Here is a 14,442-nt window from a genome sequence, read left to right as displayed (position 1 = left end):
AGTGACGCCTGATCGTACTCGGCCGGCTTCTCCCCGCTCCGACGCCGCCGCTGCGCCCTCGCCCCGGCCGGTCCTGGTGCTGGACTTCGACGGGACCGTCTGCGTGGGCGAAGCCCCGGTGCTGGGTTACGCCGAGCAGGTGGCCGGCCGGCTACCGCCGTCGGCCGGGGAGCGGGTACGCACCGGGATCAGGGAGTTCCTTGCCGGGAGCCGGGCCCTGCCCGACTGCGAGGACGGGTACCAGGCGGTGGTGGCCCTCAGCGGCCAGGACCTGTCCCAGGAGGACCTGTCCGCGGCCTACCTCGCCTCCCGGGCGGAGTTGGACGTCGACGCGACGCATCCGCCGAACGGGCTGACGCAACTCCTGGACGAGTTGCGCGCCGCCGGTGTGGCCGCGGTCCTGGTGACCAACGCGCCGTTGGTCGGGGTGGATGTGTGGCTGGCCCGGCACGAGTTGGCCGAGCGGCTCGACGCCGTGGTCCCCGACGCCGGTAAGCCGACCCGGATGCGCGCGGTACTCAGTGGCATCCTGACCGAATTCGGGGCCGCACCGGCGCACCTGGCAAGCGTGGGTGACGTGTGGCGCAACGACATCGAACCGGCGATGGCGTTGGGCGCGGTCGGGATGTACCTGGACCGCTTCGGTACGGGGCTGGGGCCGGCCAGCCGGACCGAGACCACGTTCGAGGCGATGTACCCGCACATCCGCCGCTGGGCGCGTGATGCCGGCGCGGTGGCGGACGACCGCACCGGTACGGACACCCAGAGTTCACCTAATTGAGACCTTCCGGGCCTTCCGCCGGAACCGGAGCGTGAACTAGCGTGAAACGTGCGTTCACAGCGCGTGTGCCCGACGAAACGTTGTTGCGCGGGATCCGTAGCCGACCGAGTTGAAGAACAAGGAACCTCCGATGAAGCGAACCACGACCTGGGCGGCGCTGGCCGCCGCCTCCCTGCTCGTCCTGAGTGCGTGCGGCAACGGGGCCGACGACACCGACGCGGACACCGACACCAACGGCGCGGCCGAGGATGTCACCGAGGACGACGGTGACGACGCCGATGACGCCGACTCTGCTGGTGGCGCCGGGGAGGACCCCGACACCCTCGTCCTGGGCCTGGTGCCGTCCCAGGACATGGACAAGTTGGTGGAGGACGCCGACATGCTGGGCGACCTGCTCTCCGAGGAACTCGGCATCGAGGTCGAAGCGGTGGTGACCGAGTCCTACAACGCCTTGATCATCGCGATGGAGACCGGTCAGGCCGACATCGGCATGTTCGGACCGATCGCCCTGGTCCAGGCTGCCGACCGAGCCGGCGCCGAGATCGTGCTGCAATCGGTACGCTTCGGGTCGCCCACCTATCACACGCAGTGGTTCACCAACGATCCCGACACCTACTGCCTGGACGATGTGGTCGAGGTGGAGCAGGAGGACGGTGCGATCTTCACCTTCTGCAACGGCACCGACAGTGCCGACGCCGGTCCGGTGGGTGAGGACGCCCTGGCACTGATCGATGGGGACACCCTCATCTCGATGGTGGACGCCAACTCCGCCTCCGGTTACTACTACCCGGCCACCCAGCTCGAGCGTGTGGCCGGCCTGGACGCGCTGGGGCTGAACACCCAGTTCGCCGGAGGCCACCCGAACTCCATCCTGAACGTGGCCGGTGGCGACTACCCGGTCGGGGTGAGTTTCGACGACGCCCGCGACAACGTGGTGGAGGAGGACCCCGAGATCGGTGAGAAGGTCACCGTGTTCGCGTGGTCCGATGAGATCCCGAACGACGGCGTCGCCGTCGCCGGCTCCCTGTCGGGCGACCTGCAGCAGCGGATCGCCGACGCCATGATGGCGGTCATCTCAACCGAGGACGGCGCGTTCGCCTTCGATGAGGTGTACAGCATCGAGGACCTGGTCCCGGCGGACCTGGACGCGCTGGATGCCGCCCGCCAGGTGGAGTCCAACTTCGGCGAGTGACCATGACCGGGTGGGAGCGGAGGAGCTCTCCGCTCCCACCGGTGTGTGGCCTGTGAGGAAGCAGCGATGATCGAGTTCTCCGACGTGTCCGTGACCTACCCCAACGGGGTGAAGGGGTTGGACGGTGTGGACCTGACGATCCCCGATGGCCAGTTCGTGGTCGTGGTCGGGTTGTCCGGTGCCGGTAAGTCAACCCTGGTGCGTTCCATCAACGGCCTGGTTCCCGTCACCGGAGGTGAACTGACCGTGGACGGGGAGTCGGTCAAGGGCGCCGGACGACGCAAACTGCGGGCGCTGCGCTCGGACATCGGGATGATCTTCCAGTCCTTCAACCTGGTGCGGCGCACCTCGGTGATGAACAACGTCCTGATGGGGCGGTTGCACTCCACCGGTACGCTGCGCTCCTCCCTGGCGTTGTACTCCAAGGCCGACAAGGAGCTCGCCTTCACCGCGCTCGAGCGGGTGGGCATCGTGGAGAAGGCGTGGGTCCGTGCCTCCCAGCTCTCCGGCGGTCAGCAGCAGCGGGTAGCGATCGCCCGGGCGCTGGCCCAGGACCCCAAGATCATGCTCGCTGACGAGCCGGTGGCCTCCCTGGACCCGCCGACGGCGAACCAGGTGATGAAGGATCTGGAGCGGATTAACCGGGAACTGGGCATCACCACGGTGGTGAACCTGCACTTCCTGGACCTTGCACGCCGGTACGGCCAGCGGATCATCGGTATGCGCTCGGGCAAGATCGTCTTCGACGGGACCGGTGAGGAAGCCGACGACGAGGTCTTCGAACGCATCTACGGTCGATCCCTGACCGCGGATGACGTGATCGCCAAGGAGCCCGGAGCGATCGCGTGAGCACCACCGCCACTGCTGGTCGACCCGCCGCGGCGGCACCAGCGCGGCCGCGCAAACCCAAGCCCAGCCCCGCGGTCATCGGGGGAGTGACCATCACCGCGGCGATCACGGTGTGGGCGGGTTGGTCGATCGACTTCACGTTGATGCCGTTGTTCACCGACGTCACCCGCGGCCGGCACGTCATCGCCGAGTTCTTCAACCCCGACTGGACTTTCCTGACGCGCGCGGTGGTGATCGAGTCGTGGCTCACTACGCTCTTCATCGCCATCCTGGCCACCGCGGTGGGCTGTGCGATCGGGTTGGGGATGGCGATGCTCGCCAGCAAGACGTCGGCACCGAACAAGGCCACGTACCAGGTGTCCAAAGCGGTGCTGTCGGTGTTGCGGGCCCTGCCCGATGTGGCGCTGGGATCGCTGTTCGCCGCGATCGTGCTGCCCGGACCACTCGCCGGCATTCTGGCGCTGATCGTGTTCAACATCGGGGTGATCGCCAAACTCACCGGCGAGACCGCCGATGCTGTGGACCCCGGGCCGATCGAGGCGGTGGAGGCCGGCGGCGGCAACCGGATCCAGCGGGCCCGGTGGGCGATCTACCCGCAGATCGCCCCGAACTATCTGTCCTATTGCTTCTACGTGTTCGAGTTGAACCTCCGTGCCTCGGTGGTCATCGGCATCGTCGGCGGTGGCGGCATCGGCGCCTTGATCAGCACGCTGCTCGGGCAGTTCCAGCATGAGCGCCTCGGTGCGATCATCGTCAGCCTGTTCGTGGTGGTGTTCGTGCTCGACCAAGCCTCCCGCGCGGTGCGACGGAGGCTGACATGAGCAACAGGACCGCGAACCCGCGCGCGGGCACCCCGACTCACACCGGGGGCACCCGGCCGGCTCCGCCATCCAAGACCCGCAAGACCCTCGCGATGATCCTTACCCTGGTCATCATCCTGGTGGCACTCTGGCAGGTGGACGCCAACTGGCCGCGACTGGCCAACCTGTTCACCACCGGGCCGGAGTACTTCCGGCTGATGACCCAGGGCGTGCTGCAGAACCCGGTGGTGGATCCGAACACCGAGTACTGGTCCCGTGCGATTTCGCTGATGATCGAGTCGCTGCACATGGCGTGGATCGGCACCATGCTCGGTGCGCTGTTGTCTTTCCCGATGGGTTTCCTGGCCGCCTCCAACGTCTCACCCCGGGCCGTGGTCTTCGTGACACGGCAGATCCTGAACATCATCCGCGCGATCCCCGAGTTGATCCTGGCGATCGCAGTGATGCTCCCGATCTTCGGCCTCGGACCGCTCGCCGGCGCGATGGCCCTGGGGGTGGGTGCTGTGGGCACGCTGGGGAAACTGACCTCGGAGGCGATCGAGGGGATCGACCTGGGGCCGGTGGAGGCCGCCCGTGCCGCCGGGGCGAACAAATGGCAGGTGCTGCGTTGGGGTATCACCCCGCAGGTGATGCCGGAGATCATGGCGTTCTGGCTGTACCGGTTCGAGATCAACATCCGCGCCGGTGCGATCTTGGGGTTCCTCGGTGCCGGAGGGATCGGATCGTTGCTGAGCCAGTTGTTCAACGTACGGGCCTGGGACCGGATCGGCATCACGTTGATGGTGATCATCCTCATCACCGTCCTGGTGGACCAGATCTCCGCGCGGGTGCGAGCCCGGATCATCTCCGGTGACCCCAAGGCCACGCTGGTCGAGGTGGATGCCGAGGTGGTATGAACACCGGACCGCAGGTCCCCGGACTGGGCTCGGTGCCCGGGCGGATCCGGGCCGGGATGGCGATGCTGCACCCGAGCGAGTTGCGGGTAGCCGAGGTCATCGCGAGCCGTCCGGAGTGGGCCATCGAGGCCTCGGCGCAGGAAGTAGCCGATGCAGCCGGGACCTCGCGCGCGACCGTGGTGCGTACCGCCCAGCGGCTGGGCTTCACCGGCTACCCCCAACTGCGGGTACTCCTTGCCCGGGACGTGGGTGCGATGTCCCCGCTCGGACGTCGGTGGGACGAGGGGGATGCCGGACCGGCGGGCAAGGTCGGGGGACCAGCGGGGGCCGACCCGGCCGCCGGCTCGTTCGCGTTGCCCGGCCCGGCCGGTCCGGACGACGCCATCGGGCTGGTTCGTGAGTACCTCGCCCAGGTGCGCACAGCGGTGGAGCACCTTCCGTCCCTGCTGCCCGAGGCCGATCTGGTGCGCGCCGTGGACCTGTTGCACCGGGCACGCAGCGTCCTGGTGGTCGGCACCGGACTATCGGAGCCGATCGCGCTGGAGGCGGCGTTGCGGTTGAATGCCACCGGGATCCTCGTCGAGGCGCCGCCGGACCGGGTCCTGCGCGGTACCCGCGCACGGGCGCTGACCGAGGCCGATGTGTGCCTCGCGATCAGCGGGTCGGGTAGCACCCGGGACACCCTCCAGCCGGCCCGGGCCGCCGCGGCGGCGGGAGCCAGCGTGATCGCGCTGACCGCGACCACTCCCAGTCCGCTGGGGGATGTCGCGACGGTGGCGCTGGTGGCATCGATGGGTGTGAGTGCATCGTTGGGCACGGGCACGTTCGCCGAGGAGATCACCCGCACCCCGAGACTGCCCCAGACCATCGTGGTGAATGCGCTCGTGCATGCGCTGATCGCGCGCGATCCCCAGCGTGCACAGGAAGCACAGAACCGGATGCTGGAGGTCATCGGCGACGCCTTCGCCCAGGACCCCCTCTGAGCGTGTGTGCTCGCACACCTTCGCCCTGCTCGGCCGGTACAGGTGGTGACCCACGGCGGTCATGGGGCTAGGATGGACAGGTTGCCTCGGCGAGGGACGTCGGTTGGGCAGATGCGCCCGCTGTCAGTCCGTGATTCGACGCGGTGGTCCCGACCTTCGCGCGTCGTCCGCCCGGTGTCCCCGCCCGTGGCCCACCCACCGACCTGCACGCTTCCCTTTCGGAGATCCTCACGTGTCTGACAACGACAAGTACACCCTTGAAGCCAATGTCCGTACCGAGTTCGGCAAGGGCGCTGCCCGCCGCACCCGGCGCGCCGGCCTGATCCCGGCGGTGATGTACGGGCACGGGAGCGACCCGATGCACCTGACCCTGCCCGGTCACGAGACGTTCCTGGCGTTGAAGGACAACCCCAACGCACTGCTCACCCTGGTGGTCGACGGCGAGAGCCAGTTGGCCCTGTCCAAGGACGTTCAGCGTGACCCGGTGCGGCGCACGATCGACCACGTCGACCTGGTACAGGTGCGTCGCGGTGAGAAGGTCTCGGTGGAGATCGCCGTGCACATCGAGGGGGAGTCCGCACCGGACACCATCCACACCCTGGAGATGCAGACCCTGCAGGTGCTGGCCGAGGCCACCAACATCCCCGAGTACGTCGTGGCCAACATCGACGGGCTCGAGGAAGGCCACGTGCTGCGCGCCGGCGATCTGCCGCTGCCGGCGGGCGTGGAGTCGGAAGAGGACCCCGACACCGTGGTGGTGCTCATCACCATCCCGCGGGTCTCGGAGGAGGACCTCGAGGCCGACACCGAGGACGCCGACGAGCCGGCCCTGGTCGGGGAGCCCGAGGGCGGGGCCGACGAGGGTGGCGAGTCCGAGGGCTGAGCCCCTCCGCCCGTCGCCTCGCACACATGAATCCGGGTCACGATGAGTGCTGAACTGTGGCTCGTGGTGGGCCTGGGTAATCCTGGGCCCACCTATGCCGGGAATCGTCACAACGTCGGCGCCATGGTGATCGAGGCGGTGGCGGAACAGGTGCCCGGGGAGTTCGTGCGCCATCGGGCGAGGGCGCAGGTGCTCGATGGCCGGATGGGCGTACGGTCCGGTGGAGCGCCCGGGCCGCGCGTGGTGCTGGCCAAACCGTCGACGTACATGAACGTCTCCGGGGCACCGGTGGCGGCCCTGTGCCGGTTCTACTCGGCGCCGCCCGAACGCCTGCTGGTGGTGCATGACGAACTGGACCTGCCCGCCCACACCCTGCGGTTGAAGCAGGGTGGTGGCACCGGTGGGCACAACGGGCTGAAGGCGATCAGTGCGGCGCTGGGCACCCCGGGGTATGTGCGCCTACGGGTGGGGATCGACCGGCCGCCGGGCCGGATGGACCCTGCTGATTACGTCCTGCAGGACTTCCCCGCCGGTGAGCGCACCGAGTGGGCGGTGACCGTGGAGCAGGGCGCCCAGGTGATCCGCGACGTGATCCACGACGGCCTGGAGCGCACCCAGAACGTGCTGCACACCAGCACCTGACGCCCGGCCCGCTCGGCGCGGACGGTTCCGCCGCGCCGAGTGCCTCCCGGACGCCCCCATGCCGCTACTGTGCGTGCCAGGGCGAGACCGCGAAGAGGGGCACCATGACAACGAACGACGGCGGAACACGCGTTCCCGCCAACACCTACCAGCAGCCGGTGGCGCGACACCCCGGGCCCGGGCCCGATGCGGCCCATCAGGTCAGGGGTGGTCGGACGGGGTTGGGCTGGCTGTTCCTGGCCCCGGCGTTGGTGCTGGTGCTGTTCCAGCAGGTCATCCCGGCCGTGCGCACCTTCGTCCTGAGCCTGCAGGACGGGTCGATGCGGACCGGAGGTGCCTGGGTGGGGACGGCGAACTACCAGACGATCGCCACGGAGGGACTGCTGCGAGCAGTCCTCTTCACCGCCCTTGTCGGAGCGGTGATCGCCGTCGTCGGGTTCGCTGCGGGATTCGTGCTGGGACTTCCGGCCAGGGCAGCCACAGGCACCGCCCGCCGGGTCGGCCTGGCGATGGCCGCCTTGGCGCTGACCTTCGTGGCCCCGGTGGCATCGGTGATCGGCGTGAGCCTGTGGGTGAATCCGGTGAGTGCTGCCCGGCTTTCGCAACTCCTGGTGTGGCTGCCGGTGACCATCGCGATCGGTTTCGGAGTGGGTGTGCTCGCGCGTCCCCCGGCGCGTGCCGGGCGTACGTTGGCAGTCGGAGCGGCCGTAGCGGCGATGGCCGGAGCGGCGCTGAGCGTCCAATCACCTGTGGGCGTGCTGGTGGGACTGTCCTTCGCGGATCCGGCGGCAATGATCTACCACTTCTCGTTCCTGCAGTTGCGCACCGGCGCCGGAGCGGCTGTCAGCACGGTGCTGATCCTGGTCACCGCGGTCCTGGGGGTGCTGGCCACACGGGTGCTCCTCGCCTCCCGGCTACGGTTGCGGATCGGCGGTGGGCACACACCTGAGCACCCCGAACGTGGCGAGCACGTGGCTCATCCTGGCCACCCGGCTGCTGTGGGCAACCGCCCCCGGGGCGGCGCCGGTGCGGTGATCGGTGGAGTCGTGGTGCTGCTCCTCGCAGCGGTGGCCAGTGCGCCGTGGTTGTTCGCCGAGGTTTTCGCACCCGGGGACCCGATGCCCAGCGGGCGGGGACTTCCCGCTGCGAATGCAGCGTTGCTCAACACCTGGCTCGGTGGCGCGGGTGAGGTTCTGCTCGTAGTGGTGGTTGCCGGGCTCGCCGGTGCGGGCATCGGCTACCACCGTCCGCTGGGGGAGCGCAGTGTGCCGGTGCTGTTGACGATCCTGTCGCCCATGCTCTTCCTCGGTCTGGTTCCGTTGATGACGGTGCACTACCTGGACCGCTCCGACCTCGGCCTGATCGGGACGTTCCTGGGGACTGTTCGTCCACACCTGGTGGTGGTACCGCTGGTCTTCCTGTGCGCCTACCTGGCCGATGCCCGGCGCACGAGCCTCGCACGGGCGGTCGTTGCTCGCCGGACCTCGCTGGCCGCGGTCGGACTGGCTGCCGGGGTCCTGCTGCTGCTGCGATCAGAATCGATATGGTCACTGCTCGTCGGCCGCCCCGGAGACCAGGATGCGGTGATGATGGCGTTCCAGGCCTGGCAGATGCGGATGATTCCCGAAGCGCTGGGGCTGCTCAAGCCATGGCCGGTGCTGGTGCTGATGGCGGCCCTTCTGGTCACCTGCGCGATCGGTGTCAGCCGCCTGCAACTGGGTCACGAGGAGCCCCGGGCCGCCGGGGTGGGTGCGGGTGGCACAGATGCGTTCGGCGGATACGGCCCGACGGCCCAGGTCTCCATGACGCAGGGTCGGACGGCGCATGGCTCACCGGTGCAGGCCACGCAGCAGTACCCGTATCACGGGCCACCGCCGCAGGCTCCGGGTGCCGGCCCGCAGCAGTACCCGTATCACGGCCCACCGCCGCAGGCACCGCCAGGAGGCTGATGGCGCCCAGGGTGGTCACCCTCACGCCGGCGCCCCGAGCGCCGGTGGACCCACGACGGTAAACTGGGACGCTGTGCGACCCACCCCCGCCTGCGCGCCGTGGCGGGCCGTTCGTGCTGCCTGCAGGCCGCCGCGCGGTGTCCTGTCGGAGCGCGCCCATCCTGCACCACACCGCGAACGAGGACCGTATGAGCCTGGCCGGACTACTTCCCGCCCTGCGCGCCGATCAGGCGCTGACCGAACTCGTTGATGCGGTCGCCGGCCGCGGTGACCTGGACGTCACTGCCTCCGTGGGCGCGCGGCCCGCCCTCCTGGCCGACCTGGCCCTGCGGGGCAACCGCCCACTGGTGGTGCTCACCGCCACCGGCCGGGAGGCGGACGAACTGGCCACCGCACTGGGCGCCTACCTGGACCCGGACGGCATCGCAGTATTCCCCGCGTGGGAGACCCTGCCGCACGAACGCCTCTCCCCGCGCAGCGACACCGTAGCGCGCCGCATCGCCGTGCTGCGGCGCCTGGCCCACCCCGACGCTGCGGGAAGCGAGGTCAGCGGGGCAGCAGGGTCGGGCCGGCCCATCCGGGTGCTGCTGGTGCCGGTACGAGCCGCCTTGCAGCCGGTGGTCAAGGGGCTGGGGGACCTGGAACCGGTGGCGTTGCGCACCGGCCAGCACGCCCCGATGGAGGACGTGGTCCAGGCCCTGGTCGATGCCGCCTACACCCGGGTGGACATGGTGGAACGCCGCGGGGAGTTCGCCGTCCGTGGCGGGCTGCTGGACGTGTTCGCCCCCACTGAGGCCCACCCGCAGCGGGTGGAATTCTGGGGCGATGATGTGGAGGAGATCCGCTGGTTCTCCGCTGCCGACCAGCGCTCCCTGGAGATCAGCGAGGACGGGCTGTGGGCACCGCCGTGCCGGGAGATCCTGCTCACCGAAGCGGTGCGCGAGCGCGCCCGGGACCTGATGCCCGCCCTGCCCGGGGCCACCGACATGCTGGAAAAGCTCGCCGAGGGCATCGCCGTGGACGGCATGGAATCCCTGGCCCCGGCCCTGGTGGACGGGATGGAGCCGCTGCTGGACCTGGTGGACCCCGAATCCTTGGTACTCGTCAACGAACCGGAGCGGGTGCGTCGCCGCGCCCACGACCTGGTGGCCACGACCGAGGAGTTCCTCGCCGCCGCCTGGACGTCGGCTGCCGCCGGGGCGCAGACCCCGCTGGACCTGTCCGAGGCGTCGTTCGAGACCCTGGCCGATACCCGCGAGGTGGCCCAGCGGCGCGGCCTGGGCTGGTGGACCCTGGGGGCGTTCGGCCGGGATGCCGAACTGGCCGACCTCTCCGGTGCCGACGGCGGGCCCACCGAGACCGGCGAGGTGAGTCAGGGAGACGACCCGTTCCCCGCCGCCGACCGCACCGTCGTCGTCGGCTCCCGCGATGTGCGCGGCTACCGTGGTGATACCGACAAGGCAGTGGCTGACTTGCACGGATACACCTCGCAAGGCTGGCGGCTGGTGCTGGTCACCGAAGGCCCCGGCCCGGCCCGGCGGATGGTGGAGATGCTGCTGGACGCCGAGGTCCCGGCCCGGTTGGTCGCCGAGGTGGAACCGGCCGGGGCTGATGCCCGGGCCGGGGAAGACGAAGAACTGCCGACGGCGGGGGTCGTGCTGGTCACGACCGCGTCGGTGGGGCGGGGGTTCGTCAGTGAGGACCTGCGCCTGGCGCTGTTCACCGAGGCCGACCTCACCGGTCGCGCCGGCGCGACGTCGACGAAGGACATGCGCCAGATGCCTTCCCGGCGGCGCAATGTGGTGGACCCGTTGGCACTGCGGCCGGGGGACTACGTGGTGCACGAACAGCACGGGGTGGGCAAGTTCGTCGAACTGCTCAGCCGGACCGTGGGAGCCGGGCGCAACGCCGCCACCCGCGAGTACCTGGTGATCGAGTATGCCCCCTCCAAGCGGGGCCATCCCGGGGACCGGCTGTACGTGCCCAGCGACGCCCTGGACCAGGTGACCAAGTACACCGGCGGGGAATCGCCATCGTTGAACAAGATGGGCGGGTCGGACTGGGCCAAGACCAAGGGCCGGGCGCGCAAGGCGATCCGGGAGATCGCCGGTGAACTGATCCGGTTGTACTCCGCGCGGATGGCCACCTCCGGCCACGCCTTCGGGGCCGACACCCCCTGGCAGCGGGAACTCGAGGACGCCTTCGCCTTCGTGGAGACGCCCGACCAGGCGGTCACCATCGATGAGGTCAAGGCCGATATGGAAAAGCCCGTCCCGATGGACCGGCTGATCTGCGGGGACGTCGGCTACGGCAAGACCGAGATCGCCGTGCGGGCGGCGTTCAAAGCCGTCCAGGACGGCAAACAGGTCGCGATCCTGGTACCCACCACATTGCTGGTGCAGCAGCACTTCGAGACCTTCTCCGAGCGGTACGCCGGTTTCCCCGTCGAGGTGCGCGCACTGTCCCGGTTCCAGTCCAAAGCCGAGGCCCAGGAGGTCAAGGACGGCGTCACCTCCGGTGCGGTGGATGTGGTGATCGGCACCCACCGGCTGCTCACCGGGGAAGTGCGGTTCAAGGACCTTGGGCTGGTGGTGATCGACGAGGAGCAGCGTTTCGGGGTGGAGCACAAGGAGACCCTGAAGCAACTGCGCACCAACGTCGATGTGCTGGCGATGAGCGCCACCCCGATCCCCCGCACCTTGGAGATGGCAGTGACCGGGATCCGGGAGATGTCCACCCTGGAGACCCCGCCGGAGGAACGCCACCCGGTGCTCACGTTCGTCGGACCACATGCGGACAAGCAGATCTCCGCAGCGATCCGTCGGGAGTTGCTGCGTGAGGGTCAGGTGTTCTACGTGCACAACCGCACCGAATCTATCGACCGGGCCGCCGCCCGGATCCGGGACCTGGTGCCCGATGCCCGGGTGGTGGTGGCGCACGGGCAGATGAACGAGCACGAGCTGGAGCGGGTAATCGTCGACTTCTGGAACAAGCGCGCCGACGTGCTGGTCTCCACCACGATCGTGGAAACCGGTCTGGACATCTCCAATGCGAACACGCTGATCGTGGAGCGCTCCGATGCCATGGGCCTGTCGCAGTTGTACCAGTTGCGCGGCCGGGTGGGCAGAGGCCGGGAGCGTGCTTACGCCTACTTCCTGTACCCACCGGAGCGGCCGCTGACCGAAACCGCCCACGAACGTCTGCAGACCATCGCGGCGAACACCGAACTAGGCTCGGGGATGCGGGTGGCGATGAAGGACCTGGAGATCCGCGGCGCCGGGAACCTGCTCGGCGGGGAACAGTCCGGGCACATCGCCGGAGTGGGCTTCGACCTCTACGTGCGGATGGTGTCCGAAGCGGTGGCCCAGTTCCGCGGGGAGGCACCCGAGGAGGTGCCGGACCTCAAGACCGAGATCGCCGTGGATGCGCACATCCCGCACGACTACATCGCCCACGAGCGCTTGCGCCTGGAGGCTTACACCAAACTGGCGCAGGTCACCGACGACTCCGGCATCGAAGACGTGCGGGCGGAACTGGTGGATCGGTACGGGCCCGTGCCCGAGCCCGTGGCCCGGTTGTTCGGGGTGGCGGGCTTGCGGATCAAGGCCCGGGCGGCCGGACTGGCGGAGATCACCGCCCAGGGTAAGTTCCTGCGGTTCGCGCCGGTGCAGCTGGCCGACTCGGCTCAGGTGCGCCTCAAGCGACTGTATCCGGGCACCATCCTGAAGCCCGCGATCCGCACCGCGCTGGTGCCGGCGCCGTCCACCTCCCGGGTGGGGGGAACCCCGTTGCGCGATGAGGCTCTACTTGCGTGGCTGGAGTCGCTGATCGATGCGGTGTTCGCCCCCGGTGCCACGGTGGCGGCTGCGGCCTCGGTGGCCGAGCGGGGCTGAGGCGGAAGCAGGAACCCACCCGCAAGTACCAACCCTTGGTATCGTCGTGGCATGGCTCAGAACACCTCGATCAGCCTGGACGAGCACTTCGCGGACTTCCTCGCCCGGGAGGTCGCCTCGGGGCGCTACCGGTCCGCCAGTGAGGTCGTGCGCGCGGGCTTGCGTCTGCTGGAGGACCAGGAGACGCAGATGGACGCACTCCGTGCCGCCCTCATCGCCGGCGAGCGGAGCGGCGCGCCGCAGACCTTCGACTTCGACGCCTTCGTCGCGGCAAAGAAGTCGTGAGCGCCTTCCGGCTCACTCCGGCGGCACAACAGGACCTCTCCTCGATCTGGGACTTCACCGTACAGCGCTGGGACGTCCGCCAAGCCGAGACCTACGTCCGCGAGATCCAGGCTGCGATCAAGCGCATCGCCGACAACCCGGGCCGCGGACGAACGTGCGAGGAGATCCGTGAGGGATACCGCCGGTACAGCATCGGTAGCCACCTGCTGTTCTACGTCGAGAGCACCGACGGCGTGGACGTGATCCGCATTCTGCACCAGCGCATGGATCCGACACGGCACCTGTAACCGGGGGAGCGCCGGATCCCGCGCCACTCCAGTTTCAGCAGCACCGCCTCGCTCTAGTGCCGACGCCGGCCATCTCCCGGGTCGACAACTCTGGCCACTGCCAAAGCACCAGACGACCTTCCCTCGCCAACTGCGGACAGAGATGCTCCACCGGAAGGATCTGACTAGCGGGGCCTGTCGACCTACCGATGTGCTTGGGGCCAGATTGATTGGACAGTGCACGACATCTCGCTCATATCCGACGAGGCGTTCTTGGGCCAAAGGGCCCGCTTCTCAAGCGTCCGGAATCGGGGCGTCGTCAGCGTGCCACTCAGGACTGGCTTCTGAGCCTTCCGATACGTCCGCCCATCCTGGGAGCGCGGGACCTGGGTAGTTGGACGGCGGCTTTGTACCGGCATATCGCCAGTGTGCTTCGAGGTACTGCGTCCCGCCTACCCCTAGGTAGAACGCTCCGACTGTGTGTCGCCAGGCGACCCAAGCCAGACCGTCGTCGCGTACGCTGAAGTCGATCCCGTGGTCTTCGGGCAGGTTCTTGAATCCTCCTAAAGGGAAAATGACGATCGGGTCGGTCCAGTAACGACTGCCACGGTGCCTGTACAACCCCATCTGCGTATAAAAGAGACCTTCAAGCGCTTCCTTGGTCTCATAAAACTCCCGCCGATCCAACCAAAGGCCATTTTCATCCACGCCTGACCTGCCAGCTTGCTTCCTGAGCCGACGACGACGTTGGCGATTCTGTCGAGCGTTGCTACGGACTGACTGTCGATACTCTCGCATTGTTCGCGTAGCGTCCCTGAACGACCTCTGCTTCGCCAGTTCCGGCAGCCAGCGCCCGGTGAACGAAGTGGCGTATCGCAGGCTGCCGCGCACACCGAGCAGGAAGGCAAGCCGCGCAGGCAAGGGCAGTGCTTCCCTGTCGTTGTGGAATTTCCCTCTTACGAGAGCCGCCTCGCACGAGGCGATCAGCCCGAAGAGATAGAT

The 14,442-nt window shown here is 68.6% G+C and carries 13 protein-coding genes; 12 read left to right on the top strand and 1 reads right to left on the bottom strand.

Going from position 1 to position 14,442, the window contains the following annotated elements; all coding sequences use genetic code 11:
• Nucleotide 1: 1 nt before the first annotated feature.
• From ACPL7H_RS07300 to ACPL7H_RS07245, 12 genes are all read left to right on the top strand, one after another.
• Nucleotides 2-781 carry an HAD family hydrolase gene (locus ACPL7H_RS07300; protein WP_424796353.1) on the top strand — a complete coding sequence of 260 codons (780 nt, stop codon included), beginning with the start codon at nucleotides 2-4 and terminating at the stop codon, nucleotides 779-781.
• Nucleotides 782-911: 130 nt separating this feature from the next.
• Nucleotides 912-1,973, top strand: coding sequence for a phosphate/phosphite/phosphonate ABC transporter substrate-binding protein (gene phnD / locus ACPL7H_RS07295; RefSeq protein ID WP_424796352.1), 1,062 nt, complete (start codon nucleotides 912-914; stop codon nucleotides 1,971-1,973).
• A gap of 66 nt (nucleotides 1,974-2,039) precedes the next feature.
• On the top strand, nucleotides 2,040-2,822 hold the full coding sequence (gene phnC / locus ACPL7H_RS07290; RefSeq protein ID WP_424788035.1) for a phosphonate ABC transporter ATP-binding protein: 783 nt from the start codon (nucleotides 2,040-2,042) through the stop codon (nucleotides 2,820-2,822).
• Nucleotides 2,819-3,643, top strand: coding sequence for a phosphonate ABC transporter, permease protein PhnE (phnE, locus tag ACPL7H_RS07285; RefSeq protein ID WP_424796351.1), 825 nt, complete (start codon nucleotides 2,819-2,821; stop codon nucleotides 3,641-3,643). The genes phnC and phnE (ACPL7H_RS07285) overlap by 4 nt, the downstream gene beginning before the upstream one ends.
• Nucleotides 3,640-4,539 carry a phosphonate ABC transporter, permease protein PhnE gene (gene phnE / locus ACPL7H_RS07280; protein WP_424796350.1) on the top strand — a complete coding sequence of 300 codons (900 nt, stop codon included), beginning with the start codon at nucleotides 3,640-3,642 and terminating at the stop codon, nucleotides 4,537-4,539. The genes phnE (ACPL7H_RS07285) and phnE (ACPL7H_RS07280) overlap by 4 nt, the downstream gene beginning before the upstream one ends.
• Entirely contained in the window at nucleotides 4,536-5,522 is a 987-nt protein-coding gene (locus ACPL7H_RS07275) for a MurR/RpiR family transcriptional regulator (protein WP_424796349.1), read from the top strand. The genes phnE (ACPL7H_RS07280) and ACPL7H_RS07275 overlap by 4 nt, the downstream gene beginning before the upstream one ends.
• A 232-nt stretch (nucleotides 5,523-5,754) precedes the next feature.
• Nucleotides 5,755-6,405 carry a 50S ribosomal protein L25/general stress protein Ctc gene (locus ACPL7H_RS07270; RefSeq protein WP_424796348.1) on the top strand — a complete coding sequence of 217 codons (651 nt, stop codon included), beginning with the start codon at nucleotides 5,755-5,757 and terminating at the stop codon, nucleotides 6,403-6,405.
• Between the two features lie 42 nt (nucleotides 6,406-6,447).
• Complete coding sequence (gene pth, locus ACPL7H_RS07265; protein ID WP_424796347.1) at nucleotides 6,448-7,047, top strand: aminoacyl-tRNA hydrolase; 600 nt, start codon at nucleotides 6,448-6,450, stop codon at nucleotides 7,045-7,047.
• Nucleotides 7,048-7,151: 104 nt separating this feature from the next.
• The gene (locus ACPL7H_RS07260; protein ID WP_424796346.1) at nucleotides 7,152-8,996 is read left to right on the top strand and encodes a hypothetical protein; all 1,845 of its coding nucleotides are present in this window, start codon (nucleotides 7,152-7,154) and stop codon (nucleotides 8,994-8,996) included.
• Nucleotides 8,997-9,184: 188 nt separating this feature from the next.
• Nucleotides 9,185-12,889, top strand: coding sequence for a transcription-repair coupling factor (gene mfd / locus ACPL7H_RS07255; protein WP_424796345.1), 3,705 nt, complete (start codon nucleotides 9,185-9,187; stop codon nucleotides 12,887-12,889).
• A 51-nt stretch (nucleotides 12,890-12,940) separates the two neighbouring features.
• On the top strand, nucleotides 12,941-13,174 hold the full coding sequence (locus ACPL7H_RS07250; protein ID WP_424796344.1) for a type II toxin-antitoxin system ParD family antitoxin: 234 nt from the start codon (nucleotides 12,941-12,943) through the stop codon (nucleotides 13,172-13,174).
• Entirely contained in the window at nucleotides 13,171-13,461 is a 291-nt protein-coding gene (locus ACPL7H_RS07245; RefSeq protein WP_424796343.1) for a type II toxin-antitoxin system RelE/ParE family toxin, read from the top strand. Before ACPL7H_RS07250 ends, ACPL7H_RS07245 begins: the two co-directional genes overlap by 4 nt.
• 273 nt (nucleotides 13,462-13,734) lie before the next feature.
• Here the strand turns inward: ACPL7H_RS07245 and ACPL7H_RS07240 are convergent.
• A partial coding sequence (locus tag ACPL7H_RS07240) for a hypothetical protein (protein ID WP_424796342.1) occupies nucleotides 13,735-14,442 on the bottom strand: 708 nt, incomplete at its 5' end.

It is taken from the genome of Pseudactinotalea sp. Z1732, from assembly GCF_049724975.1.
In the GTDB taxonomy this organism is placed as follows: domain Bacteria; phylum Actinomycetota; class Actinomycetes; order Actinomycetales; family Beutenbergiaceae; genus CALKWS01.
This window is presented reverse-complemented; position numbering and strand designations above follow the sequence as displayed.

Bases quoted from the DNA above. Each gene is read 5' to 3' on its own strand.
- ACPL7H_RS07275 (WP_424796349.1), top strand. From the start codon at position 4,536: ATGAACACCGGACCGCAGGTCCCCGGACTGGGCTCGGTGCCCGGGCGG.
- phnC (WP_424788035.1), top strand. From the start codon at position 2,040: ATGATCGAGTTCTCCGACGTGTCCGTGACCTACCCCAACGGGGTGAAG.
- ACPL7H_RS07260 (WP_424796346.1), top strand. From the start codon at position 7,152: ATGACAACGAACGACGGCGGAACACGCGTTCCCGCCAACACCTACCAG.
- pth (WP_424796347.1), top strand. From the start codon at position 6,448: ATGAGTGCTGAACTGTGGCTCGTGGTGGGCCTGGGTAATCCTGGGCCC.
- phnD (WP_424796352.1), top strand. From the start codon at position 912: ATGAAGCGAACCACGACCTGGGCGGCGCTGGCCGCCGCCTCCCTGCTC.
- phnE (WP_424796350.1), top strand. From the start codon at position 3,640: ATGAGCAACAGGACCGCGAACCCGCGCGCGGGCACCCCGACTCACACC.
- ACPL7H_RS07250 (WP_424796344.1), top strand. From the start codon at position 12,941: ATGGCTCAGAACACCTCGATCAGCCTGGACGAGCACTTCGCGGACTTC.
- mfd (WP_424796345.1), top strand. From the start codon at position 9,185: ATGAGCCTGGCCGGACTACTTCCCGCCCTGCGCGCCGATCAGGCGCTG.